At 51.4% G+C, this 26199-nt stretch carries 26 protein-coding genes, 1 tRNA gene and 1 other RNA gene; 22 read left to right on the top strand and 6 right to left on the bottom strand.

Going from position 1 to position 26199, the window contains the following annotated elements:
* Positions 1–13: 13 nt before the first annotated feature.
* The gene (gene rnc / locus SYK_RS14030) at positions 14–697 is read right to left on the bottom strand and encodes a ribonuclease III (RefSeq protein WP_281760900.1); all 684 of its coding nucleotides are present in this window, start codon (positions 695–697) and stop codon (positions 14–16) included.
* Between the two features lie 16 nt (positions 698–713).
* Between rnc and SYK_RS14025 the strand changes: the two genes are divergently transcribed.
* A complete protein-coding gene (locus SYK_RS14025; RefSeq protein ID WP_281760899.1) occupies positions 714–2816 on the top strand; it encodes an acetate--CoA ligase family protein in 2103 nt (700 codons plus the stop codon).
* Positions 2817–2891: 75 nt separating this feature from the next.
* Positions 2892–3956, top strand: coding sequence for a phosphotransacetylase family protein (locus SYK_RS14020; protein ID WP_281760898.1), 1065 nt, complete (start codon positions 2892–2894; stop codon positions 3954–3956).
* 113 nt (positions 3957–4069) lie between these two features.
* On the opposite strand, the gene SYK_RS14015 is transcribed toward SYK_RS14020, so the two are convergent.
* Together SYK_RS14015 and SYK_RS14010 are read right to left on the bottom strand one after the other, a co-directional pair.
* Positions 4070–5002, bottom strand: a complete 933-nt coding sequence (locus SYK_RS14015; protein ID WP_281760897.1) for a DMT family transporter — start codon at positions 5000–5002, stop codon at positions 4070–4072.
* Positions 5003–5081: 79 nt separating this feature from the next.
* Positions 5082–5921, bottom strand: a complete 840-nt coding sequence (locus SYK_RS14010) for an AraC family transcriptional regulator (protein WP_281760896.1) — start codon at positions 5919–5921, stop codon at positions 5082–5084.
* A 295-nt stretch (positions 5922–6216) separates the two neighbouring features.
* Between SYK_RS14010 and SYK_RS14005 the strand changes: the two genes are divergently transcribed.
* From SYK_RS14005 to cysS, 9 genes are all read left to right on the top strand, one after another.
* Complete coding sequence (locus SYK_RS14005; RefSeq protein ID WP_281760895.1) at positions 6217–7578, top strand: MATE family efflux transporter; 1362 nt, start codon at positions 6217–6219, stop codon at positions 7576–7578.
* A 166-nt stretch (positions 7579–7744) separates the two neighbouring features.
* Positions 7745–7820: transfer RNA gene (locus tag SYK_RS14000), tRNA-Ile, on the top strand.
* A gap of 25 nt (positions 7821–7845) precedes the next feature.
* A complete protein-coding gene (locus SYK_RS13995) occupies positions 7846–7992 on the top strand; it encodes a hypothetical protein (RefSeq protein ID WP_281760894.1) in 147 nt (48 codons plus the stop codon).
* Positions 7993–7996: 4 nt separating this feature from the next.
* Positions 7997–8995, top strand: coding sequence for a Nif3-like dinuclear metal center hexameric protein (locus SYK_RS13990; protein WP_281760893.1), 999 nt, complete (start codon positions 7997–7999; stop codon positions 8993–8995).
* A 56-nt stretch (positions 8996–9051) separates the two neighbouring features.
* Positions 9052–9783 carry a zinc ribbon domain-containing protein gene (locus tag SYK_RS13985; RefSeq protein WP_281760892.1) on the top strand — a complete coding sequence of 244 codons (732 nt, stop codon included), beginning with the start codon at positions 9052–9054 and terminating at the stop codon, positions 9781–9783.
* Positions 9784–9830: 47 nt separating this feature from the next.
* An RNA gene (rnpB, locus tag SYK_RS13980) (RNase P RNA component class A) lies at positions 9831–10190 on the top strand.
* 74 nt (positions 10191–10264) lie between these two features.
* Positions 10265–11461, top strand: a complete 1197-nt coding sequence (gene ispD / locus SYK_RS13975) for a 2-C-methyl-D-erythritol 4-phosphate cytidylyltransferase (protein ID WP_281760891.1) — start codon at positions 10265–10267, stop codon at positions 11459–11461.
* Between the two features lie 3 nt (positions 11462–11464).
* Positions 11465–12346, top strand: a complete 882-nt coding sequence (locus SYK_RS13970; protein ID WP_281760890.1) for a hypothetical protein — start codon at positions 11465–11467, stop codon at positions 12344–12346.
* Positions 12347–12389: 43 nt separating this feature from the next.
* Entirely contained in the window at positions 12390–13847 is a 1458-nt protein-coding gene (cysS, locus tag SYK_RS13965; RefSeq protein WP_281760889.1) for a cysteine--tRNA ligase, read from the top strand.
* Positions 13848–14002: 155 nt separating this feature from the next.
* On the opposite strand, the gene SYK_RS13960 is transcribed toward cysS, so the two are convergent.
* The gene (locus SYK_RS13960) at positions 14003–14482 is read right to left on the bottom strand and encodes a MarR family winged helix-turn-helix transcriptional regulator (protein ID WP_281760888.1); all 480 of its coding nucleotides are present in this window, start codon (positions 14480–14482) and stop codon (positions 14003–14005) included.
* A gap of 171 nt (positions 14483–14653) precedes the next feature.
* Between SYK_RS13960 and SYK_RS13955 the strand changes: the two genes are divergently transcribed.
* The gene (locus tag SYK_RS13955) at positions 14654–15460 is read left to right on the top strand and encodes a class I SAM-dependent methyltransferase (protein WP_281760887.1); all 807 of its coding nucleotides are present in this window, start codon (positions 14654–14656) and stop codon (positions 15458–15460) included.
* Positions 15461–15535: 75 nt separating this feature from the next.
* Here the strand turns inward: SYK_RS13955 and SYK_RS13950 are convergent, their stop codons facing one another.
* The gene (locus tag SYK_RS13950) at positions 15536–16213 is read right to left on the bottom strand and encodes a 16S rRNA (guanine(527)-N(7))-methyltransferase RsmG (protein ID WP_281760886.1); all 678 of its coding nucleotides are present in this window, start codon (positions 16211–16213) and stop codon (positions 15536–15538) included.
* On the opposite strand from SYK_RS13950, the gene SYK_RS13945 reads away from it, so the two are divergent.
* Complete coding sequence (locus tag SYK_RS13945) at positions 16212–16370, top strand: hypothetical protein (protein WP_281760885.1); 159 nt, start codon at positions 16212–16214, stop codon at positions 16368–16370. The two genes, SYK_RS13950 and SYK_RS13945, sit on opposite strands and share 2 nt — an antisense overlap.
* 62 nt (positions 16371–16432) lie before the next feature.
* Here SYK_RS13945 and topA read toward each other — a convergent pair whose 3' ends face one another.
* Positions 16433–18847: a type I DNA topoisomerase gene (gene topA / locus SYK_RS13940; RefSeq protein WP_281760884.1), complete on the bottom strand. Its 2415-nt coding sequence runs from the start codon at positions 18845–18847 to the stop codon at positions 16433–16435.
* A 393-nt stretch (positions 18848–19240) separates the two neighbouring features.
* Between topA and SYK_RS13935 the strand changes: the two genes are divergently transcribed.
* The 9 genes from SYK_RS13935 to fliP all read left to right on the top strand — a co-directional run bounded on the left by SYK_RS13935 (position 19241) and on the right by fliP (position 26167).
* Positions 19241–20371 (top strand): twin-arginine translocation signal domain-containing protein, encoded by a 1131-nt coding sequence (locus tag SYK_RS13935; protein WP_281760883.1) that lies wholly within the window; start codon positions 19241–19243, stop codon positions 20369–20371.
* Between the two features lie 354 nt (positions 20372–20725).
* Positions 20726–21433, top strand: a complete 708-nt coding sequence (locus SYK_RS13930) for a YggS family pyridoxal phosphate-dependent enzyme (protein WP_281760882.1) — start codon at positions 20726–20728, stop codon at positions 21431–21433.
* 22 nt (positions 21434–21455) lie between these two features.
* Positions 21456–22217, top strand: a complete 762-nt coding sequence (locus SYK_RS13925) for a motility protein A (RefSeq protein ID WP_281760881.1) — start codon at positions 21456–21458, stop codon at positions 22215–22217.
* Between the two features lie 33 nt (positions 22218–22250).
* Positions 22251–23072, top strand: coding sequence for an OmpA/MotB family protein (locus SYK_RS13920; RefSeq protein WP_281760880.1), 822 nt, complete (start codon positions 22251–22253; stop codon positions 23070–23072).
* Positions 23073–23075: 3 nt separating this feature from the next.
* Entirely contained in the window at positions 23076–23804 is a 729-nt protein-coding gene (locus SYK_RS13915; RefSeq protein WP_281760879.1) for an OmpA/MotB family protein, read from the top strand.
* Between the two features lie 74 nt (positions 23805–23878).
* Positions 23879–24373: a flagellar basal body-associated FliL family protein gene (locus SYK_RS13910; RefSeq protein WP_281760878.1), complete on the top strand. Its 495-nt coding sequence runs from the start codon at positions 23879–23881 to the stop codon at positions 24371–24373.
* A gap of 85 nt (positions 24374–24458) precedes the next feature.
* A complete protein-coding gene (gene fliN, locus SYK_RS13905; RefSeq protein WP_281760877.1) occupies positions 24459–25028 on the top strand; it encodes a flagellar motor switch protein FliN in 570 nt (189 codons plus the stop codon).
* Positions 25021–25410 carry a flagellar biosynthetic protein FliO gene (fliO, locus tag SYK_RS13900; RefSeq protein WP_281760876.1) on the top strand — a complete coding sequence of 130 codons (390 nt, stop codon included), beginning with the start codon at positions 25021–25023 and terminating at the stop codon, positions 25408–25410. The genes fliN and fliO overlap by 8 nt, the downstream gene beginning before the upstream one ends.
* On the top strand, positions 25400–26167 hold the full coding sequence (gene fliP, locus SYK_RS13895; RefSeq protein WP_281760875.1) for a flagellar type III secretion system pore protein FliP: 768 nt from the start codon (positions 25400–25402) through the stop codon (positions 26165–26167). Before fliO ends, fliP begins: the two co-directional genes overlap by 11 nt.
* Positions 26168–26199: the final 32 nt, after the last annotated feature.

The raw sequence follows: 26199 nt of genomic DNA, 5'->3' as shown, positions 1-26199 counted from the left end.
ATATTTTTTGAAATTATTCTTCGGAAAGGAATTTCAATGCAGCACGAGCGGATTCTTGCTCCGCTCGCTTGACGCTCGTCCCCACTCCACGAAATACTTCGCTTTCTGGCAACGTCACATCAACCATGAATAACTTTTCGTGTTCCGGGCCACTGGTTCCAGCCAACACATACACAGGACGTTCCCGAAAACGCTCCTGCGCCACTTCCTGCAAACGGCTTTTATAATCTTTAGTCTCAGGCAGCATGGCCTGTTCCGGCCATTCTCCTTCAAAAATATTCAAGATGGTTCTTTTGGCCACCTCGAATCCACCGTCCATAAAAACGGCTCCTAGCACAGCTTCAAGAGCATCCGCCAATAAGGCATCCCGTTCACGGCCGCCCTGCAATTCTTCACCACGTCCCAATCGAATGTATTTATCCAAATCAAGATCACGGGCGATTGCCGCAAGACTTTGTTCTTTAACCAATTGAGAACGGATGCGGGTCAACTGTCCTTCAGCAGCTCTGGGATAACGCTTGAAACCTTCTTCAGAAATGCACAGCTCAAGCACTGCATCCCCTAGAAATTCCAGGCGTTCATTGTCCTGATTCACCTCTTGTTCATTGGCAAAAGAGGAGTGCGTAAGAGCGACCTCCAGAAACTTGACTTGACCAAACCTATGGTGGATACAATCCTGTAGTTCATCAGTATCCATTCAACCCCCTGTATTTATGCAAGCAGACGCACATCTTCGCTCTCTATTTAATCCGGACTCCATCGCCATCATTGGCGTATCGAGGAGTTCGCATAAGCTCGGCAACGTCATTTTGTCCAATTTGATTGCCGCAGGATACAAGGGTACAATCTTCCCCGTCAATCCCGCAGGGGGAGAAATCCTCGGCATTCCGACTTTTTCCGACATTTCTTCGATTCCCAAGCCACCGGACCTCGGCATTATTGTCCTACCACGTGAAAAAGTCCTGCCAGCCATGAAAGAACTGGCCGACGCCAATGTCAGTGCCATCTGCATCATTACGGCCGGATTTCGCGAAACCGGCAGGGACGGCTTCGAGCTTGAGATGAAAATGGCCGAACTTGCCCGACGCAAAGGTATCACCCTGCTCGGTCCCAACACGCTGGGGCTCATAAACACGGCTATCGGCCTGGATGCAACCATTGCACAGGCCAAACCTGCTAAAGGGTCCATCGCCTTCTTTTCACAAAGCGGAGCACTCTGTTCGGCCATCCTCGACTGGGCTGACGGAGAAGATATAGGATTTTCAAAATTTATTTCGCTTGGCAACAAAGCCGGCATATCAGAAGCCGACGTCCTTGAATCCTTGGGCGAAGACCCGGACACTAAAGTCATCATCGGTTATCTGGAATCTGTCGATGACGGACAGAAATTCTTAGCAAAAGCTCGCGCCGTCACAGACAAAAAGCCGGTCATCATGATCAAGGCAGGAACCACTCAGGCAGGTGCACGAGCCACATCCAGCCACACAGGCTCCATTGCCGGGTCCGTTGTCGCTTCCACCGCAGCTTTCAAACAAGCAGGTATCATTCAGGTAGAAAGCCTGGAATCCCTATTCGATCTGGCACGAGCCTTTGCCGAGCAACCACTGCCCAAAGGCCCGAACCTGACCGTGGTCACCAATTCAGGCGGCCCCGGTATTCTGGCCGCCGACGCCTGCGAAGCAGCAAACCTGCATCTGGCACGCCCGTCCACGGTTACTCTAGGAAAACTTACCGAGGCTTTGCCTCCCTTTGCCGCCATCTACAATCCCATCGACATTATCGGGGATGCCAAGGCTGAACGATATCGCGTCACTCTTGAGGCCGTGGCTCAAGATGAAATGACCAACGCCATACTGGTCCTGCTGACACCCACCGCATCTGCCGAGATTGAAGCAACGGCACAAGTCATTATTGATGTGGCACAAACGTGCGACAAACCAATTTTCGCAAGCTTCATGGGTGATGAACGTATAGGCCCAGGCCGAGACATGTTGCTGCAGGCAGGCATCCCCTGCTACGGCTACCCGGAACCAGCCATCCGAGCCATTTCTGCCATGCACGCCCATTACCAGTGGGAAAACCGCCCGTACCCTGTCGAGGTCTGTTTCCGACGAGACAAAGGACGAGCCGAACGAACCATCAAACAACTGCTGAAGCAAGGAATTTCCGAACTGCCATTTTCCGATGCCATGAACATCGCCTTGGCCTATGAACTCCCCGTCCCTGAGACCCGTCTGGTCCGTACCAGCGATCAGGCTGTCCGAGCGGCCAAGAAACTCGGTTACCCGGTTGCCCTCAAACTGGTTTCTCCGCATATTCCCAGTCGTGGCGATGTCGATGGCGTGGCCTTGGATCTGGCAACACCCCGCGAAGTGCGCGACGCATGGCTCGACATAACATCCCGCGCCCAACGTAAACGCCCCGGCGCCTACATCGCAGGCTGCCTTGTCCAGACCATGGGACCGATCAAAGCCCGCGAAGTCGTCATCCGATTCACGCAGGACCCACAATTCGGACCGCTGGTTTCCTTTAGTCTGGCAGGACCGTCATCCGAAATTCTTGGAGACATCAGCTATCGACTGGCCCCATTGACCTTGCAAGACGTGCAGGACATTGTCCGTGAGATAAAATCATTCCCCTTGCTTCGAGGCATTCGGGGTGAAGAACCGGTCAATCTGGCGGCCATAGAAGATATTTTACTGTCCATGTCGCAAATGGCGACGGACTTTCCAGAAATTCAGGAAGTTGAACTCAACCCGATTCTGGTGGATGCCGAAGGTGCGCTTGTCACAGACCTGCGCTTGACCATCGGCTGATTTTTTCGCAATGTGACATAGATGAGCAACAGGTGCTTGAACAGCCCCGCTCACGCCATAATTCAGGAGGTTTCCATGGCAGGTCTCTACATTGGATCAACAACGGGATACTCAGGCAAAAACATGATCGCTATGGGTCTGGGCCTGAAACTACAGAAAGAAGGCTTCAACGTCGGGTACATGAAACCGGTCGGAGCCATGCCCATGGAGATCGACGGCAAACTCGGCGACGAGGATGCGGCATTCGTGCAGGATGTGCTCGGTGTCACAGCTGACCCAGAAATGGTCACTCCCGTGGTTGTCACCCAAGATTTCAAAGTCAAAGCCTTCACCGGCAAGATGGACGGCCTCCTCGACAAGATCGTGGAAGGCTACGCCGCTGTATCCGAAGAAAAGGACGTCACTTTGGTGGCGGGGTCCGGCTCCATGTACTCCGGCAAGTACTGCGACACTGACGCTATTTCCGTCATCAAAAAGCTCGGCATCAAGACCATCATCATCGACCGGTTCCAAAAGGAACTGAAATACGATTATCTCATGGTCATGAAAGAAACTCTGGGAGACCTCATGGCCGGCGTCATCCTAAACGATGTCCCACCGAATTTCATGGACGAAATCGACCAGCTTCTCGCCCCTGCGTTGGAATCCAAGGGCGTCAAAGTTCTCGGCGTAATTCCTCGTGATCCACTCATGGGAGCCATCAAGGTCGGCGATCTGGCCGATCGTCTTGGCGGCAAGATCATTTCCGCACACAACAAAAGTGAACGTGTTGTGGAATCTTTTCTCATCGGCACCATGCAGGTGGAAAACTTCATGACGCATTTCCGCAAAAAGAAAAATTCTGCCATCATCGTGGGTGGTGATCGCTCGGATGTCCAACTCGTGGCACTCGAAGGCGACTGCCCCTGTCTGATTCTAACAGGCAATCTCTATCCCAATGACATTATCCTGACCCGCTCCGAGGTCTTGGAAACGCCTATCATCATGGTCCGCGAAGACACCTTCACTGTAGCCAAGAAAATGGACGATATCCTGTCACGCCACAAACTGCGTGATGCCATCAAGATCAAGCAAGGCGCAGAACTGGTCGCCAGCAACATCGATTTCGAGTTCCTGAAAAAAGAACTGGGACTGAAATAGTCATTCCTCAACGAAATTAATTCAACAGCCTCCCGAATTGGGAGGCTGTTTTTTTATGCACTAAAGAAATCCCGGACTATCTCAAAAATTTAACGTCCCAAAATCCCTCTTTACTATCCTCTCCGCCCCAGCCACACACCAAGACCGATAATCCCGCAGGCGACCAACTGCATCAACGACATGGATTCACCAAGTACAAGCCACCCCGTCACCAAGGCCACAGGCGAGACCATGTTAACAGCCAAGGCAGCCCGTCCCGCAGGCATGAATGTCATGGCCATATTGTATAAACCAAACGCCCCCAAAGTGACGAAAAAACCAAGATATCCCACTGCACACCATGCAGATAAAGAGACTTCCTGCAACGGGCCAAAGCCTGACACAATCGCTCCCGGCAAAAAAAAGAATGCGCCGGCTACGCATTGCATACCCGTCAGCCACCATGTGGAATATCGTGCTGACAGCCTTTTCATGACCACCATATAAATAGCGACACACACCATGGCCCCGACTTCGAGCGTGTTTCCAAGAAGTGGATTTGGGGCAGTCACGTCAGGTATCCCGCCAAACGACAGCCAAATCACACCGCATATGGAAACTACTATCCCCAACACCCCCCTCAAAGACATGGACTCCTTAAGGATGGCCCACGCCCCAACCATAACCATCAAAGGCACCAGAGCGGAAATCATGCCGGCCTGAGCGGACGTTGTCAGGGCGATGGCATACCCCTCGAACAAAAAATACAGGCAGGGTTGCATTAAACAAAGAAAGGCCAGAACTTTCCAATCCCCTTTTCGATAGTCAGGTGCGGGTATGTGTTTAAAAAGAAACAAAACCAAAAATGCGGCGATGGCCATACGCAACCAGATAACGACCATGGGGGAAAATTCGGTCAAAGCGATCTTGGTCGCCATAAACGATGTCCCCCAAAGCAAAACGGCTCCGGCAAGACACAGCGAAGCAAGCAAACGTGGCCCCATGGAGTGAACACCAGAATGAAGCAAAGCATCCACAACCGTGCCGTCAGTCATCGTCTCTTTCATCAACAGCCTCCTGAATTATTTTCAGGGACACCATGAGAGGAAGACGAACAAAGGTATTGTATGAAATTGCGAAATCGAATCAGCTGCGAATTCCGACCCCAGCCTGATATTGTTGAGGGGTAGCTCCGGTATACTGCTTGAACACTCGGGAAAAATGACTCTGATCCACGAACCCAGCCTCTACAGCGACATGGCTAATGGAGAGATTCTCCGCCAGGAGCTTCTTGCCCAAATCGACCCGAAGCTGATTCTGATATGCATGTGGCGACAAGCCCACGGCGTCCTGAAATGTCCTCAGCAAATGATAACGACTCACATGCGCGACTTCTGACAACGCATCAAGACTGACCTTCTCAGCCAAATTCTCCGCCAAATGATTCTTCACGGCCAAGATTGCGTCACCTTGCCCAACAAGAACCTGAACGTCTCCACATTCGGCATGTCTCGACAACAAGTCTGCAAGCCCTTCCACCAACAAGGATTCCTTTTCGAGACATTCACCATCGCTGATGATCACCTCATGCAAATCCCGCCAATGCGCAACCAATTCAGGATCATCCACGACCGGCAAGGGAAATGAAGGAGGCCTTATCTCCCGGCCAAACATCTCTGCCCCCACTGCTTCCAACCATGAGGATTCCACATAAAACATACGATAGGTCATACGGGAATCCAAATCAGGATTACAGACATGAACAACCTCCGGTTCGATCAAAACCAACTGACCGGCACCAGCATGAAAAGCTTCGCCGTTAAGAGTAAATGTTGTTCTCCCTGTCTCTATGAGTCCTATTGAATAGGCCACGTGGGTATGCTTGCGAAAAGCCTCTTCGTTGTAACTGGAATAACGGACTTCCACGCCCGGTAAGTCTGGGGCGCGCCAAAACCGCACATCTGTATTCGTTGGAGTCTTTCCCATGGTTCAATTCCTATAGGCACACCGCAGGCACGTCAACAATCGGCTATACTCCCATCATACCTTCTGGCATACTCCGCCGGACTTGATAAAGAATCAGAGGTGGATGCAATACAACCAAGATTTACAGTTCACGATAAAGTAATCACACTCTCTTCGAATACCCAATACGGATTTGCCCACAATACGCCACGCATGGCTTTTGCCTATTCCGATGACGCCGGTGAACCCCGAGCAAACATAACGATGTAATCGACAGGGGGTCGGTTTTGACCTCATTATCTGTTATACAAAATCAATGACACAGACCACAGACACCACAGACCTCACCTCGCGCCCAGTTTCCGCAGTCATCCGACAGATCGCCGTTCCCGCTTCGGTGGGTTTCTTTTTCAACACCATGTTCAACGTGGTGGACACGTGGTGGGCTGGACGCATTGATACTCAGGCCGTAGCTGCGCTGGCCCTTTCTTTGCCCGTCTATTTCATCATTACCGCCCTTGCCAGTGGTATCGGCACTGGTTCCACCGCCCTCATGGGGTCTGCTCTCGGGGCTAAAGATCGTAAACAAGCATCATTCATTGCCGTGCAGATGCTCAGTTTCGGCATCTTTGTATCCATTTTCCTGGCATGGTTCGGCCTGACGTTTTCTCCGTCCATTTTTGGCTGGCTCGGCGCTGAAGGCCATTACCTTGAGACCTGTCTGGCCTATATGAACCCGATTTTTGCCTGCAACATCGCTACAGTGGCTATTTTCCTCTTCAACGCTATTCTTCAATCACAGGGTGACACCAAAAGTTTTCGCAATGTCCTCGTCTTTGGTGCCACATTGAATATAGCCCTTGATCCATGGTTCATCTATGGCGGTTTCGGTCTCCCCGCCCTGGGACTTCAAGGCGTGGCATGGTCAACGGTCATCATCCAGGCTTTCGGAGCCATCTATCTCGGATACCGAGCGCGTCAAACAGGACTGGTTGTCACCAACGCCGGCAAAAACCTGATTCCGCACCCCACTCTCTACGCCGACATAGCACGACAGGGATTCCCGGCAGCGCTTAATTCCATGACCATCGCCCTCGGGTTTTTCGTCATCTTCAAATTCGTCTCCGGTTTCGGGCCTGAAGCGGCAGCAGCCTATGGTATCGCCACCCGCATCGACCAGATCGTCCTTCTGCCATCCATCGGCCTGAGTGTAGCCGCCTTGACAGTCACCGCGCAAAACTACGGAGCAAACCGCATTGACCGTATCCGCGAATCCGTACGCAAAAATCTCAAGTATGGAGCGATCCTCCTCCTGCCACTTTCGATACCTATCTTTCTGTTAGCCGAACCGCTTATGCGATTCTTCACCTCCGACCCCGCAGTCATATCCATTGGCGCGGAATATCTGCGCATTGATGCGTTTACCTTATACGGATACGTAATCATCTTCGTGGCAACATCCACTCTACAAGGCATGAAGCGCCCCCTTTTCGCCATCTGGATGGGCCTTGCCCGCCAAGTCGTCGCGCCATTCGCACTCTTTACTTTGTTCACCGCAGTACTCGGTTATGGAACAATCTCACTCTGGCTTTCCATCCTTGCCATCGTCTGGATATCCGCTGCCATAGCATCCTGGTACGCAATGAAGGTGATCCGACAGGTTGAAAAGACACAGTAGGGGAAACTTTCACCCTCTACTCTCCTTCCTTAATTTTTAGGGCGCTTCGCGAGGTCTAAGGACTTTCAAAAAAAATGAAAATTCACAATTGAAAGATTCATCGATATCGAGAACCGGCCAGCTTGACAATCGTTCTTGGTACGTCTATCTTCCCGGACTCGACAACGGGCCAGTAGCTCAGTTGGCAGAGCCACCGGCTCATAACCGGTCGGTCCCAGGTTCGAATCCTGGCTGGCCCACCAACGACCCTCCAAACGGGAGACGTGATTGAAGAAGTTTGATACTGGAAACCAGTTCAACGCATATATCTTGAAGTATCCCGTGAAGGCCAATGGCTGGGTTATTGAAGAGGAAATTAATGCTCCCGAGGGGGAAACCCTACGGGAGCATCTTCTTTACGATAGGTGGTCATAAGTATATGAAAATTAAGGATATTTTATCGTTTTTCCGCCTTTTGTCCCCAGAAGCAAATCAAAGCTCCTGGGACAATTGTGGTGTCCAAATTGCCGGTGAAATAACGGAAACCGACAAAGTCGCCGTAGCTTTAGAACCGACTCCGGCAACCCTTGAAAAGTGTCTAAATTGGGGCGCCGGGGCCGTGATTACACATCACCCTCTGTACATGAAGCCCAAGGCTCCGAACGTGGAGTCCATGTATATGGACGTTCTGCGTCAAGTAGTTAAAAGCGGTGCATGGCTGTACAGCGCACATACGTCTTTGGACACTCGCCCCGGTGGTCCGGCCTTCTGGCTGGGATACGATTTTGCATTGGAAGACAGGAAACTCCTCGAAATCGAGACCGGCTACACTCCCATCGAGGCCTCTTTCTACACGGAAGAACCTATCTCCCGCGAAGCTGCCGACATCTGGGCCAATCACGACGGCATTCACTCCGTGTCGCAGAGTCGTACCGGCGAAGTCCGCCTGGTCTGCGACGAATCGCATTGGGCGGATGTTGCCAATAAAATTGAATTTTCCATGAGCAAACGTCCTCTGTTCTACATTCGTTCACTGACTGCGCCCCGGCGCGAAGTCGGTTTTGGCGAAGTCGGCAGATTGCCTGAGCCCATGCCATGGGATGCGTTCATCGCAAAACTGGATACCCTTCTCCAGCGTGACGCGCTCATAATTTGCGGACCGCAGCCCGAAACCGTTACAACGGTAGCCTACTGCGGCGGATCTGGATCGTCGCTTATCGAAAAGGCCGCAAAAGCCGGAGCTGACGTATTTATTACCGGTGACATGAAGTATCATGCAGCGGTAGAAACACCCATTTGTGTTGTAGATGCCGGACATTTTTCATTGGAAGAAGAAATGATGCGTCGATTTGCCAAAGAACTTACAGGCGAAATGGTTGACGCGGACGTACAATTTTTCGAAGGCGAAGACCCGTTCCGGGTACACGTCAAAAAATAGCGAAACAAGCCGATTAAATGATTTGGCAAAATTTCAAATAGATAGAGAGGTTAACAATGTATCAGAAACAAATCGAACAGTTGATCGTTCTCCAGCAGGTTGACGACGAAATCCTCACCCTCAGGGATGTGATCGAGCAGGCTCCCAAAGAGCTGTCCGACCTTGAATCACAGATGAGCGAATTCGATGAGCGCCGCAACCAGATCGACGAAAGGACTGGCATCCTCAAAGAACAGCAGAAAAAGCTGACCTTTGAAATCGATGAGGACGCCGGGAAAATCAAAAAGTCCAAAAACAAACTGATGTTGGTTGGCAACACCAAGGAATACCACGCCATGATGCGCGAAATGGATTCCCTGGAAAAGCTCAACCGCATGCGTGATGACGAGCAGGAAGCCGTGCGTGAGGAGCTCATCCGTCAGGACGAGGCCACTGAGTCCCTGACCGAAGAAATGAGTGGAGTCAAAGAGCAGTACGCAGCTCTCAAGACAACCTTGGACGAACGTCTGGCCAAAGCTCAAAAGAAACTCGACTCCTTGGGCCGCAAGCGCAAGAAGTCAAGCAAGGCTGTTCCGCCGCCGATCCTGGGGCGTTACGAGTTCATCCGTGAACGCTTGAAGAATCCGGTCATCGTACCAGTTTCCAAAGGCGTATGTTCGGGCTGTAATATCATGATTCCGCCGCAGTCCTACAATGATTTGCAGAAAGGCCAGCAAATTTTGAGCTGCCCCAACTGCCAGCGCCTCATTTACTGGAAGGCGCACATTGAACCGGAATCTCAGGATTAGAAATTGAATTCGGGGCCTCACGGCCTCGTTGGATATAATACAAGTTTGGAGTCGGACAGGTCATCGCCGCGATCTTTGATCGGGGAGGAAAGTCCGGGCTTCTCAGGGCAGGACGCTGGGTAACTCCCAGGGGGAGCGATCCCCGTCACGTGCAACAGAAAGGATACCGCCTCCGGTTTTAACCGGCGGTAAGGGTGAAACGGTGGGGTAAGAGCCTACCGGCTGTCGTGGTGACACGGCAGGCCAGGTGAACTCCGTCCGAAGCAAAACCAAATAGGACAGCGCTGTAGATCGGCCCGATCGAGCTGTCGGGTAGGTTGCTCGAACCGGCTGGTAACAGTCGGTCTAGATGAATGATGACCACCCCGTAAGGGGCGACAAAACCCGGCTTATGACCGGCTCCAACTTGATATACCGCGCGGGAAAAGGCGCATACCTTCTCCCGCGCGACCACTTTTCATTCAACGGCATAGGTTTTCGCATGACGCGTCCACTCAAAAATATCTGGGGCATAATCCTTGCCGCAGGCTCCGGTACAAGACTGGCTGAAGCCGTAAACGGCGAACGCAAGCAGTACCTCGAATACAAATCGGCACCACTGTTCTGGCATTGCGCCCGAACATTCTCACGTGTAGCCCGCGTCAAGGGGCTAGTGTTCGTCTTCCCGCCCGAAGACGCTCCGACCATGGAGAAAAAACTCCGCCAATATTTCAAATCCGAAGACCTCGGCCTGAAGTGGAAAGTCATCCCCGGTGGCGAACGCCGTCAGGATTCCGTCAAGAACGGTCTGATCGGTCTGCCCAAGGAATGCGACGGTATTCTGGTCCACGACTCGGCTCGCCCGTTCGTATCACCTCGAATCATCACTGACCTTATCGACACCCTCGATAATGGCGCGCGCGGTGTGATCCCTACCATACCGGTGACGGACACGGTCAAACGCGTGGCTGACGATAAGGTTGTCGACACCCTGAACAGGGCCGAACTGGCCGCGGTCCAAACTCCGCAGGGATTCGAAACATCCATTCTCAAAGAAGCCCATGACCGGGCTGATGCCGAAGGGTGGGAAGTAACAGATGATGCCAGCATGGTTGAAAAGCTGGCTGAAGTGGACGTGATTCCCGGCGAGACACGCAACATCAAGATCACTGTTCCCGAGGACCTAAAGCGTCTGGAAGAAACAAAGACCACTGTCCCATGTATGGGCTGGGGCTACGATGTCCACCGCTTTGGCGGTGAAAATGATCGTCCACTGACACTTGGTGGGGTTCCCATTGCCGGTGGCCCGACCATCATTGCTCACTCAGATGGCGATGTACTCCTGCATGCCCTGACAGATGCCATTCTGGGCACTTTCGGTGGCGGAGACATTGGCAAACATTTCCCGGACACGGACCCGAAATTCAAGGGCGTGGACAGCTCTATCTTTCTGCGAGAAGTTCTGACCATGGCAGAAGAAACCGGAACGCGTATCGTCCACGCGGATCTGACGGTTATTACTCAAGCGCCGAGACTTTCCCCGCATGCGAATCAAATCGCAAAAAACATCTGCCGTCTCCTCGGACTGGATGCTCATCAGGTTAACTTCAAGGCCACCACTGAAGAGAAACTCGGCTTTACCGGCGCCAAAAAAGGTATCAAGGCCGTAGCTTCCGTTACGGGTCTCCGGGATTTGTAGACCATGAATAAAATCGCCAAATTTCTCATCTCGTTCGGCGTGTTCGTGGTCATTTGTGCAGTAGCCCTGAACTGGTTCGTCCACTCCGAAGTCCGCAAAGAACTCGACCGAACCGTCGCGCAAACGCCGGGCTTGACCCTGACGTATGACAACCTGTCCGTCGACATTTACGACCATATGGTCACACTGGAAAATGTCAACGCGACCCTCCCTTCGGGGCAGCACTTCTCAGCCGACACCCTGCGAATCGACGACTTCGACCAGCGCAACCCAATTCCGCACCATGCACACGCAACCGCGTCCAGACTTTCCTGTGCGGTTACGCCAGAAAATTTCGGAGAATGGACCGACATCATGCTGAAATCCGGCATTGATTCCATCGTCGGTAACATTGAGCTTGACTATACGTACGATGCGACCAACGGTATCCTGACCTTGGAAACGCTTTCCATGGATGACCCCAAATTGGGGCACGCCATGCTGACCTGTGCAGTGGACGGTATTGATCTCAATGACATGCGCCTTGAGCAGCTGGTCGGCCTACGCCTCGACAATGCCACTCTGCGATTCACGGATCGATCATTGACAAAAACAGTGGTTCGCAACTGGTCAGCGGCCATGAACATGTCCGAAACTCTGACAGTGGCAACCATTCAGCATGAGCTGGCCGGTTTGGCCGAACACGCTGCCAGCAAGGAAAACGATGTAGCCGAAGACGTCATGCTTGGCCTGAGGCGTTTCATGGGAGACCCTGCCACCATGACAGTTTCCATATCTCCAAAAGAGCCATTTCCAGTACTGTACTTTTTCATGGGCCGCGATATATTTGAAACCATGCAGCTCCTGAATATGAAAATTGTCACGACTTCCAGCGATGGAATTTAATTAAATATCAATTATTTCAAATGAATAAAAATGGAGTAATTCAATGAGACTTTACAATACGCTCAAACGACAGAAAGAAGAATTCACCCCGGCGAACGGCAATGACGTCAATATGTACGTCTGCGGCATCACGGCATACGATCTCTGTCACATCGGCCATGCTCGCTCCAGCGTGGTTTTCGACGTCTTGTACCGATATCTCCAGCGCAAAGGTTACAACGTCAACTTCATCCGCAATTTCACGGACATTGATGACAAGATCATCAAGCGCGCCAATGAAGTCGGAAAGGAAGCTGGCGAAATCGCCGAAAAATTCATCGGTGAATTCTATGTGGACATGGACAAACTATCCGTACTTCGTCCAGATGTGGAACCCAAGTGTACCGAACACATCCCTGAAATGATCGCCCTGACCGAACGTCTCATCAACAAAGGACACGCTTACTCCACCCCATCCGGTGACGTCTATTTCAAGGTCCGTTCCTTTGAAGGATACGGCAAACTGTCAGGCCGCAACATCGACGAGTTGGAATCCGGTGCACGCATCGACCCCGGTGAAGAAAAGCAGGACCCGCTCGATTTCGCACTGTGGAAAGGAGCAAAACCCGGCGAACCTTCCTGGGAATCCCCTTGGGGCCAAGGCCGTCCCGGCTGGCATTTGGAATGTTCGGCAATGTCCGAAAAATACTCTTCCCTGCCGCTGGATATTCACGGCGGTGGACAGGATCTTTCCTTCCCGCACCACGAAAACGAAGTAGCACAGTCTGAGGCTGACACGGGCAAACCGTTCGCCAACTACTGGGTGCACAACGGATTCGTACAGATCAACTCCGAGAAGATGTCCAAGTCCCTTGGCAACTTCTTCACCATCCGGGACATTCTGGACAAATTCCTTGCCGAGACACTGCGGTACTTTCTGCTGACCATGCACTATCGCAGCCCACTCGACTTTTCTTTCGAGGCCCTCGAAGAAGCAGAAAAAGGCATCAAACGCATCTACTCCGCTTTGGCCCAGATGGACGTTGAACTGGCCAAATCCAAATGGAAAAAATCTCCGTTCCCTGAAGAACTGGTTACTGAATTGACCGAGATCGAAAAGCATTTCGACGAAGCAATGGAAGACGACATGAACACGGCTGGTGCGTTAGGACATGTCTTCTCCGCCATTCGTCTGGCCGGACGCGTTGCAGAGGACAAGAACCTGCGCAAATCCGAAGGTGGTCGCGATCTGTTCACCCGCATCAAAAAAAACGTTGCCCATTGGGGCGAGGTACTCGGTATCTTCGAACGCGAACCTGTCGAGTTTCTGACCGAGTTGCGAGATAACCGCGCCGCCCGGACCGATATAGATCCGGTCAAGGTTCAAGGGCTTTTAGACGCCCGTCAGCAGGCACGTAAAGACAAGGATTTCGAGAAGTCCGATGCCATTCGTGATGAACTGGCTGAAATGAACGTTGAGGTTAAAGACACGCCGCAGGGCGCTACTTGGGACGTGCAGTAAATTAAGTTGGGAACCGCCTTCGGCGAAATTGTCGGGTGATTTCGTCTCCGACGGCTTAAGGTCGAAGGCCTTAAGAATCCCATGTCGCCTTCGGCGAAAGGGTTTATAAAAAAACAAGAAGTCTCGGTAGCATTAATGCTACCGAGACTTCTTGTCTATTCTTTGCCGAAGAGTTCTTCCATGCGTTCGTCCATGATGCCTTCGAACACGGAAAGGACTGCTGCAGCCGTCGCTATCTGAGTATCAGAAAACTCATCGAGTCTGTGCAGCAACTCTTTAAAATGCCGCTCATGAAAATCTTCATGAACACTAAATGCCTCTTCTCCTGCAGAAGTTAAATAAACCCGAGCTTCCTTGCGATTCTCAGGTGTAGAACGCTTTTCTGCAAAACATTTCTCCACCAACTTGCCAACCATTTGTGATGAGGCACTCCGTGTCACCCCCATCACCCCACCGAGTTCATGTATATTCATCCCGGGATTTCGGCCAATGGCCTGCACGAAATGCACTTCTCCCGGCCGCAGCACACACGACTCACCAATATGAATTGGTAACTTCTCGATACGCATATGTTGACGAATAATCCGCTTCAACCTTCCAGAAATATGTACAATGGTTTCTTCTTTTGTCGTCATGCTGAAAATGTAAAGTAAATACACATTTTGTACAACACTTGTACTAGCTCTCGCTTCAATAGCTTGATTTCTCGACAATTGATTGTTCACTAATCAACTTTATTTTGTTTAGAAGCTTTACAAAATAATTTATTTACATCTATCATTCTTCCAGACCATCAAGGAGACATTATGAACAATGACGAACTGCGAAAAATTTGGGACGAAAGGGCTGAACAGCATGCGGCAAGAAAGCTGTGCAAATCAGATAACCATTCAGGCCAATTCTATCATGAAAGTTGGTGGCGGCACATAGAACCACTTCTCCCAGAATTTCCCGAAGGTAAAGTACTGGAAGCAGGCTGCGGAACCGGACGATGGGCCGAGCATCTGGTCCCCATGGGTTTTGCTCTCACGTGTTCGGATTTTTCGCCTGGCATGCTCGCGAAAGCACAAGAAGACGCTGACCGTAAAGGTTTCGACAACATCAGATTTGAGGTGTTGGATGTCTGCGACCTGCATCCCTTTAAAGACGCCAGCTTCGATATGGTCATATCAACCGGGGAACCTATTTCCTTATCCTCCGACCCGAAGAAAGCCATAGGCGAATACTGCCGTGTCGTCCGTCCCGGCGGGTACGTCTTATGCGATGCAGGAAACAAATACCGCCTCGCTTTTGACTTATTCCGCGACAAGCCATCCGCAGATTTCATGCACACGCTTGAAACCGGCGAATTTTCATCCAAGGGGAATATGGATCTGCACCTGTTCGGCCCGACAGAGCTTACAAAAACCTTTGAGCACTTTGGCATGACAATACACACCCTCGCAGGCCTCACTCCCCTGTTCACATTCCCACCCAGCGCAAAGACCAATGCCGCAATGAAAGCAACAGACACCACTCAGGCCCTTGAAAAACTTGAACGCGATTACGCTACACACCCGGAAGTGATCGCCTTAAGCAGCAGACTCATCGTCGTTGCACAAAAACCACAGTAAATAGAAGAAAGCCCCGACAACACGCGCTGTCAGGGCTTTCTTCAAAAATATCAATCTTCTCGCCGGAGGCATCTTCTACCGCACCTTCAACGACCAAAAAAAACGCTCTCCCCGGGCCGCTGGATAACTCGCGACATTTCCGAGCACCCACCCTTCAGGCAATTCAGATTCAGCGGGAGGCAGATCATTGGACAAGATGACCGCAACACCAGCCCTCTCTTCATCCTTACGCAACATGGGATAAATGAAATCAAGCAGCTTGGGCCACGGCATAAACGCACGGCTGAGGATAAGATCAGCAGTTGCTTCTGTCCTGCCCTTTTCCAGTCGCGCCAAAGCATCTTCTGCCCTACCGCGAAAGACATTTGTACCGGGCAATTTGAGCTTGCTGAGTACGGATGTCATAAACAACGCTCGCTTCTCGCGCAATTCGACAAGCCAGTAATCTCCTTCCTGCCATAACGCACGCAAAGGAATCCCCGGCAACCCCGCTCCGGCACCAAAATCGAGACACAACGGTTTGTCGCCAAGTGGCAGCCCTTTCAAAAAATCCGCCAAAAACAAGGAGTCCACCACAAGTGTATTGAAAACGGTCCGCCAGTCAGACTTGCCAACCAGGTTCATCTTCTTGTTCCACTTGATCAGCTGCCTCAGATACACCGCCAACAGTTCTGCCTGCTCCGCATCCACGGGTCGACCCAACCGCTCCGCAGCAGCTAAGACATCATCATATGAAGGAGATACGTTCGCCATGAATTATCCCTATAAATTCTCCACTCCAAACATTCCGACTCCGACGAAGCGAAGCAGCGCAGCGCCCTTCACCCCCGCCACACAACAACGTGAGGCTTTCGAGAATGGGTCAGATGTGCATTTTCTCGGGCACAGTTTAACCGGAGGCGTAGCCTAGCTACGTTGAGGGTTAAAACTGTGCCCGAAAAATGTGCAGATGGCCCGCTATCGGAAGCCGGACTATTCGTCCTCGACAGGACGAGTGTATCCGCAGCCCTTCTTGGGACAAGCAATATGTTCGCCCTTATCCTTGGTGGTCTTGCGGGTCAGAATCGGATGCTCGCACTTTGGACACGGCTCGTTGACAGGCCAGTTCCACACCGCATAGTCGCACTTGGGATAGGTTGAACAAGAATAAAAAAGCTTGCCTCGACGCGACGATTTTTCCACCAATTCGCCCTCGCACCCTTCTTTCGGACAAGGAACGCCAGTGGAAAACGGTGCCGCGTAGGTACAATCCGGGTAATTTGAACAGGCAATAAACCGGGAACCGGTACGGGCCTTCTTGAGCAGCAATTCGCCGCCGCAGTCAGGACAGGTTCCGACAACTTCGGGCTTTTCAGATTCAACGACCTGAATCTTGCCGTTTTCATCACGCTTGAAATTAACAATGGATTTACAATCAGGATAGCCTGTACAGCCCAGAAATTCTCCTCGACGAGACTGCTTAATCGCCATGGGACGACCGCACTTTTCGCACAGTACGCCGGTCTCTTCGGGTTTTTCACGTTCAACAACCTGAATGGCACCCTGCTCATCGCGGGTAAAGTTCTTGATGGTACGACAGCCTGGAAAACCAGTACATCCGAGGAATTCGCCGGTCTTGCCGAACTTGATAGCCATGGGCTTGCCGCAATTCTCGCAGTTGATGTCCGTGACCTGCTGACTCCGAGCCATCTCGGTACGGGCTTTTTCCAAGGTCGGATAAAAATCATCGCCAAAATGTTTCAGCAGATCTTTCCAGTCCTTCTTACCCTCGGCCACGGCATCAAGCATGCCTTCCATTTGGGCGGTAAAGCCCACATCCATGAGCGCCTGAAAATGTTCGCCGAGCTTATCGGAAACAGTGAAACCAAGTTCCGTAGGCACAAACCGTTTTTCTTCCTGACGGGCATACTCGCGGTCGAGCAATGTGGAAATAATCGCCGCATAGGTAGAAGGACGACCAATACCAAGCTCTTCCAGCGTTTTGACCAGCGATGCTTCAGAGTAACGCGGCGGTGGCTGGGTGAACTTCTGTTCCTTCTTCAATTCATTAAGGGCGAGAACGTCACCTTCGTGGAGCTTGGGCAATTCAGTATCGTCATCGCTGCTGGCCTTGTCCATGGCAGCCAGAAAACCGGCAAAGAGCAAACGTTCTCCCTTGGCACGCCAGATGGTTTCCGGGGCGGTCACGAGAACCGTGGTATCCCAAAAAGTGGCAACGGCCATTTGTGAAGCGACAAAACGCTGCCAAATAAGTCGATACAGTTTATGCTGCTCGGAAGGCAAATAAGACTTCACGTCATCAGGCGTAATGGTCACATCAACCGGACGTATGGCTTCATGCGCATCCTGAGCGCCGCCCTTTGTCTTAAACTGACGGGGCTTGGGCGGATAGTAATCAGCGCCGAACCGATCAAGGATCAACTCCTTGGCCGCATCCTGTGCATCCTTGGCGATACGGACGGAGTCAGTACGCATATAGGTGATAAGCGCCGTGGTACCACGCTTGCCGAGTTCCACACCTTCGTAGAGACGCTGGGCAATGGACATGGTCCGCTTGGCGGAGTAGCCCATACGCCGGTTGGCGTCCTGCTGAAGCGTCGAGGTAATATATGGCGGCAAAGGATTACGCTTGCGCTGCTTCTCCTGCACGGAATCAACCTTGAACTCGCCGGTTTCCAACGCATTCTGAAGTTTTTCAGCTTCGCCCTGATTGCCGACATGATTAACGCCGGGTTTGACAGCCTTGCCGGCCAGCTTATGCAGGTCCAACCAGAACGGCGGTGGGTTGCCACCCTCAAGCAGCACCTTGAAAGGCCAATACTCATCAGCCCGGAAAGCCCGACGTTCTTTTTCGCGTTCCACCAAAATTTTGAGTGCCACGGACTGGACACGTCCTGCGGAAATACCGCGTTTCACATTCTTCCACAGGATGGGAGAAATCTTGTAGCCCACCAACCGATCCAAAATACGTCTGGCCTGCTGGGAATCAAACAGGTCTTCATTAAGTTCCTGTGCGTTTTCCAAAGCCTCTTTAACGGCGCGGGAGGTAATTTCGTTGAACTGAATACGCCGAATTTTATCGTTGACCGGCTTCAAAAGTTCAGCAACGTGCCATGCAATGGCCTCACCTTCGCGGTCGGGGTCAGGGGCGAGGAAGACTGTATCAGCCTTCTTTGCTGCGGCTTGAAGACGTTTGACCACATCTTCCTTGCCTTGAATTATTTCATAACGGGGAGCAAAGTCATTTTCTTCGTCTACACCGAGGTCTCGGGTGGGCAAATCACGAACATGGCCCACCGAGGCATCGACAATAAAATTCTTGCCCAGGAATTTGGAAATGGTCTTCACCTTGGCAGGGGACTCAACGATAATAAGATCTTTCGACATGTTCGGCTCTCTCATATCAGGCTCTTCAAAAACTCACGATTGCATCACGCTTAACAGCGGCTTCGCTGCCCGGCACTCGCGCATTCTTGAACAGACTGTTAGAAATTTTCCGGTTTTCCATCCGGCTATAATGGTCATCAGACAATCCGAATCACATTCCGGGTGGTCAGATTGCGCTGTATGCACGCTTATTAGGCAATTCGTCAACCCTTCTAATATAGATAATGGATGATTTCTCCTTCTTACCCTCCCATCAAAGCGTAACAACCGCCTCACTTTTCACAGAATATTCACAACGCAGACACACTCCGTCACGACGAAGGCACACAATTATCGCACTAAAAAAGTATAGAGAAGACATCAATAAAACCCCTGTATTCTAGGAGAAACCATATGTCTATCGAACACTTGAATCGTCGCGACTTCCTGAAACTCGGAGCTGTAGCCGGTGCAGTCGTTGCAGCCAGCGCCATAGCAAATCCTGTCCTTGCAGCACCGTCCTGTAAAACCTTGGATGAATGTATGGAAATGAATCCTGTTTCCATGGCCGAAGCCTCAGCACCGGTTTCGGCATCATGGCGATCCATTCGGCTCGCTGCCGCAGAAATTCGCAACCCAGATATCCGTAACCGCGTGGAAGCGATCCTCGACAACCCTGCTCCCACTCTGACCAAGGGAATGAGTCGATCAAACAAAAAAAACATATACAAAGAACTGACCGCAAAGGGCTTACTCAAGGATGTAAAAGAAGCCGACTTCCTCCCGCCGGTGACCGACAGTTCCAAATCATCCCAGCCGTTCTATTCTGCTCCGGGCAGCGGCTATCAGAGCCACCATTCTTACCCCGGAGGTTTGGCAACGCACACCGACCTCAACATCCGGGTATCCATGGCCCTCTATGATGGATATCGTAGCGTATACGACTACCTGCTGGATCGCGACGTGGTCATCGCGGCCCAAATTCTTCATGACCTGCATAAACCATGGGTTTTTCAATGGGATGAAAATGGCAAATCCAGAACCGAAATGAAACTAGGCGGTACTGGCGAACATCACCCTCTAGGTGTTGCCGAATCCATTGTGCGCGGTCTGCCCGCCGAAGTCTGTGTAGCTCAGGCCTGTGCGCATAATCACCCGCGCACCCCGGAAGATGAAGCCAAGGTCGTCGGCTGGATTCAGGCAGCTTCGCTCATCGCTGGAGTTGATCCAGTCAAGCACGGTCTGCTGGCAAAAGGCGGCAAAACACTGCCCCTGCCCCGTCGCCAGGAGGGATTTGTCACCCACCTCGGCGACCACGACTGGGTGCTGACCGTCCCTGCTGCCCAATGGATTATACCGATCATGGAAAAAGTAGCAGTCCGCGACTACAAAATGAGTGAAAACGACCTCAAGAAAAAACCATTCAACCAACTTCGCAATTACGTTTTCTCTCAAACCACCATCATGTCTCTCTACGAAGCTTACGCAGCACAGGGCGAAGCCGAACTCACACGCACCGTGCATTCGATTGTTACCCCCGCGTAACAGCTCATTCTCAAAGTACCCCAAAGGGCCGAACTTACCGGCCCTTTTTTTATTCCTTCCCCATTTCCACTTCCTGACAAATGGGCGAAAAATCCCTCTCATTCAATCTCGACCAGAGCCATGTGGTAATCAATCGTTTATAGACTAAATCTAGACATAAAATCCCGATAAAACTATACTTTCCCTCCTTGAACCGATTTCAACGAAATTTCGGGTGGTTACAGCGGGAAAAGCTGTGCTATATCTTTGTTTGTGACTGGGGATTGAAAAAAATATCATTAATTCATTAAACTAAATATTGATTGGGCCGATAAAGTAAAATGAAGTATAAGGCCCGGGATTCATAGATAAGTTATGAGCACAAGAAAAACTGAATTGGCCGATAAAACGGCCCAGGTGAAAGAGGAACTGGCTGAGGCCGCCAAAGCCGCAGGTCGTAAGCCCGAAAACGTTTCGCTGGTAGCTGTGTCAAAACTGCACCCTGCTTCGGATATACGGGCGCTCACTGAAAGTGGACAGATAGATTTTGGCGAAAACTATGTTCAAGAAGTTCTGAACAAACAGGAAGAGCTAGCCGACCTGCGTGTGAAGTGGCACTTTATCGGCGGGCTGCAATCCAACAAGGCCAAATTCGTGGCCGGGAAATTTGAACTGGTCCACAGCGTGGATTCACGTAAGCTGGCCCAAGCATTGCATAAAAAAGCTTTGAGTCTCAATGTAGTTCAAGACATACTCTTGCAGGTCAACATCGCAGGAGAAGCACAAAAGTCTGGAATCAATGTAGATTCTTTGCCAGAATTGGCTGATGAAGTCATGAAAATGGAAAACGTGCGCCTTGTCGGTTTGATGACAATGCCACCTTTTTTCAATGACCCGGAGCGAGCTCGACCTGTTTTTTCCCGTTTACGAGAGTTACGGGATACACTGGAAAGCCAACTGGGAACACAATTGCCGCACCTGTCTATGGGCATGACCGGAGATTTCATCCCGGCAGTGCAGGAAGGCGCGACTCTTGTACGAATAGGAACACGAATTTTCGGAGCACGGCCTCCGAAGGTATAAGAACCAAGGCAGAGGATACGGTATGGATCTAGGAACCATAATTGGCATTGTTCTCTCATTCGGACTGGTGCTGTCGGCTATCATGACAGGTTCCAGCCTGATCATTTTCGTTTCCGTGCCGTCACTGCTTATTGTTGTGGGCGGTACCATCGGTGCCGGTCTGGTCAACTACCCCATGAATTACGTCATCGGCGTTGTTGGGGTTATCAAAAACACATTCTTTTCCAGCCTAGATGCGCCGTCTGAAGTCATCGAACGATTCAAGGATTACGCCAACCGCGCCCGCCGTGAAGGAATCCTCTCTCTGGAACCGCTCATCAAGGAAATCGACGACGATTACATGCGCAAAGGATTGCAGCTCACCGTTGACGGCCTGGAACCTCAGACTATCCAGGAAATTCTGGAAACCGAGATTTCATACCTTGGTGAACGACATGCCACAGGTGCGGATGTCGTGGCAGCCCTCGGCACACTGGCTCCGGCCATGGGAATGATCGGTACTGTCATCGGTCTGGTACAGATGCTTCAAACGATGTCTGACCCGTCTTCCATCGGCCCAGCCATGGCTGTCGCCTTACTGACCACCTTGTACGGTGCAATCATAGCGAACCTCGTCCTCAATCCCATGGCAGGAAAACTCAAAGCTCGAAGCAAAGAAGAAATCCTGCTCCGTGAAATGATTATGGAAGGGATTCTTTCCATTTCAAAAGGCGAAAACCCGCGCATCATCGAGGAAAAATTAAACAGCTACCTGCCTCCCAAGGACAGAATCGTTTCGGAATAGCGACACGTTGCCGCAAGGCCCGAGGACCGCGTCATGGCCAAGAAAGAAAAAAAAATCATCTGCGAAGAGATCCCCCCCTGGATGGTCACGTTCGCGGACGTCATGACGCTGATGCTGACGTTCTTCATCCTGCTGGTCTCCATGTCCACCGTGGACCAACGGCGCAAACTCGTGGCCCTTGGTTCCATCATCGGCACATTCGGCTTCAACGAAGCCAGTTACGAAGTATTCTCCAAAAAAGACAATAAGAAGACTGTTGAACCCGGCCCCATGGATTCAGGCGACCTTGAGCCACTCAAAGAACTCAAGTGGGAAAATATTGACGACGACATCGACTTCCGTTCCAACCGGTTCGTCCAAATTCTGAGTATCAACGCCAGACTCCTCTTCGGGCCGGATGGTTCCACCCTGTCTCAGGAAGGCATTGACACCCTCAACGGTTTTCTGCCCATGTTACAACAGGTGCGCTACCCGTTGCTTCTCGCCGGGCACACCTCAACACTCCGAGATGAGCTCGGCCTTGATTATCAACCCGACAACGCTCAACAGAACCCAGATCTTTCCTGGCGACTCTCTCTGAACCGTTCTCTTGCCATCTATCAATACCTGCTGGACAACGGCTTAAGTCCTGACATGCTCAGGATAGAGGCCTTTGGTAAATTTCGTCCCCATTATCCACAAAACACCGTAGAGAATCGCAATCGAAACCGGCGTGTGGACATTGTCCTGGACAAACGCTCCAACCAATTGGGCGAACAAATTATCCAAGCCGCTCCCGTTGAAGAAAAGCGCACCGACACCTTAAAGGTGGACGGATTTGAATTCGATGTCTCCACCCCGCAGGAATTGGAATAGGCTATGGGTAAAAAAAAGAAAAAGGAAGTCTGCGCACCTTTGGCGCTCTGGCTCATCACATTTTCGGACCTGATGACACTTCTGCTCACCTTTTTCGTATTACTCCTGACCATGGCCTCCATGGACAACGCCATTTTGACCACCGTAACCCTGACAACCGCCGACTTAGGCCTGCTAGACAAACGCGGCTCTGGCCGGATATCAGTCAAAGAACGAATGGTTATCGACCTCATGGAAAAACCATGGGAAGTGTTGGATAAAAAAGATCGCATCAAGGACCTGCTGTTCCCGGACGATGTCCTGCCCGAAGAAATCGACAAATCCGACCTCGACAAAAATCTTGATGTGCTTGCCAAACCCGACGGGGTCGCTCTCGTCTTCACCGACGGCATCCTTTTCTCCCCCGGCACCAGTGAACTGTCAGGCAAAGGGCAATTCCTCATTTCACGACTCGTTCCCATGATGACCCACACCGTGGCACCAATCAACGTAGCAGGCTATACCGACACGAGCGACAACACGGAAACCCCGCTGCAACTCTCGGGAGACCGGGCACTGGCCGTACTCGCGTATCTTGTGGACCTCGGCGTCCCGAACAAACGATTTTCGCTGTCAGCCTATGGCGGCAACTTCCCGGTGGTGAATGAGCGAGGATTCCCTGTGGAATCGCCCAAAAACCGACGTGTGGAAATATTGTTGAAGACTGCGCGCCCTATCGGTGGCTACCAGTAGTCTAAACTTTGTCTGGAACAATACCCCATTTGGCGATATAGAAACGTCACAACAAGAAAAGAAAGGTGGCCGATATGGCTGATGAAGAACTGACGCAGGAAGAAGGGAAAAAGAAAGGCGGAATGCTCAAGTGGATCATCATCCTCGTGGTGCTGATAGCTCTGGGTGTTGGCGGATACTTCGGATATACCATGTTTTTTGCCGCGCCAGATGAAGATGCCACCAGTGAAGAAATGGCCGACGCACAGGCCCCTCTGGAAGACTTGGAAGGGCAACTCGTCCCACTACCGGTTTTCCTGGTGAACCTTGCCGATCCGCTTGGTCGCAGATACCTGAAGCTCGGTGTTGAAGTTGAAGTTCGTGATGCCGACGCGCAAGCTGCTCTGGCAAAGTATGAAGCCAAGGTCAAAGACACCCTGCTTTTACTGCTTTCAAGCAAGTCGTATGACGGACTCTCCACCATGAAAGCCAAAGTAGAACTCAAACAGGAAATAGCTGACAGGCTAAACCAGATTCTCGGAAATGGCAGTGTGCTCAGAGTCTACATAACAGAAATGGTTATCCAATAGCACGCTTCTTGCAATTCTCGTTTCGGACTGTCTTTTTTTTTGACAGCCCCTACTGGTGAACACCTTTTTTCGTGAGGTAAGAGATATGGCTGAAGATCAAGATAAACTTGCACAGGAATGGGCCGATGCCCTGCTGGATGGCGATGGCGACGCTTCCGTCGATTCTGATGATCCGCTTGGTGGACTAGAAAACATCACCGATCCTTCAGACGCAGGCAGTGCAGACGTTGGACAGGATGACGAAGCCCTTGCAGACGAGTGGGCAGCGGCCTTGGCCGACACCGAACAGGAAGAGGTCAAACATGAGAAGGAACAAGCTTTCCTTTCCACTCAGACTCATGACTACGAGCTCCCCGACATGGGACCGGATGCCAAAGCCGGAAGCTCTTCGGGCAAACGCGATCTGGACTTCATTCTGGATATCCCTCTGGAAGTTTCCGCTGAACTTGGTCGCACAAAATTGCTCATTAACGAGCTGCTCCAATTGGGACAGGGGTCAGTCGTGGAATTAAACAAACTGGCTGGCGAACCTCTTGAAATTTACGTCAACGGCAAACTGGTCGCACGCGGCGAGGCTGTTGTCATCAACGAAAAATTCGGCATCCGGCTGACGGACATCATCAGCCCCATCGAACGAGTAAAGCAACTTGGCTAACACGACCGTCGTAGAAACAGTGGCAACACCAATGCAATTGCCAGCCGTGGATTCCGGGACAACCATCCTGACCACTGCCGGTTATCTGTTTCTTTTGCTCGGCGTCATTTTTCTGGCCTACTACCTACTCAAACGATTAGGTGTCCCTGCCGCATTTACATCCGGTCAAAACGGACCGCGCCTGATCAGCCGACTCATGCTCGGCAATCGTCAATCTGTGGCCGTAGTCCGATACCGCGACAAGGACTTATTGCTTGGTGTGACCGACAACGGCATATCTCTGCTCAGTGAAGAAGAAGCGGACAATTCGCAACAAGGACCTATCACACCAGTAAAAAGCTTTGCAGCATTCCTGAAAGGGAGCACCGACAATGAGGAGTAACAGGGGCCGGATAACGGCACTCATCCTGATCGCTTTGGCAGGCGTTCTCCTCCCGGCTCTGGCTTTCGGTCAGGCTCCGACCATTCCCAAATTGACCATGGAACTAGCCGCAGGACAGGCCGACCCAGCGGAAGTGTCCACCCTGCTCGAAATTCTGTTCCTGCTCACTGTCCTGTCGATGGCTCCGGCGATCATGTTGACCATGACGTCATTCACCCGCATCATCATCGTCTTTCACTTCATTCGTCAGGCCATGGGAACGCAGCAGATGCCGCCCAACCAGGTATTGGCAGGGTTGGCCATATTCATGACACTGGTCATTATGATGCCCGTGGGCAAGGCTGTGAACAACACCGCGCTCCAGCCATACATGAACGAACAAATCAATTTTGAAGAAGCCTTGAACAGAGCACAGGTTCCCATTCGCGAATTCATGTTCAAGCATACCCGCGAAAAAGATCTATCCATTTTTTATTCGATCACCAAGGAAGACCGTCCCCAGACCAAAGAGGACGTGAACACCCTGATGCTGATTGCCGCCTACACCATTTCAGAGCTCAAAACCGGTTTCACCATCGGCTTCTTGATCTACATCCCGTTCCTGATTCTGGACATGGTCGTTGCTTCCATCCTACTCGCCATGGGTATGATGATGTTGCCGCCGGTCATGATTTCACTGCCATTTAAAATCTTGCTGTTTATTCTTATCGACGGCTGGAACCTGCTCGTGGGTTCTCTGGTCAACACGTTCCAGTGACGGGACACAAAAGCCTTCCCTGGGAGTAGTGC

It is taken from the genome of Pseudodesulfovibrio nedwellii (assembly GCF_027923765.1).
Taxonomy (GTDB): domain Bacteria; phylum Desulfobacterota; class Desulfovibrionia; order Desulfovibrionales; family Desulfovibrionaceae; genus Pseudodesulfovibrio; species Pseudodesulfovibrio nedwellii.
Note: the sequence above shows the minus strand (reverse complement) of the source record. Positions and strands in the feature narration are given on the sequence as shown.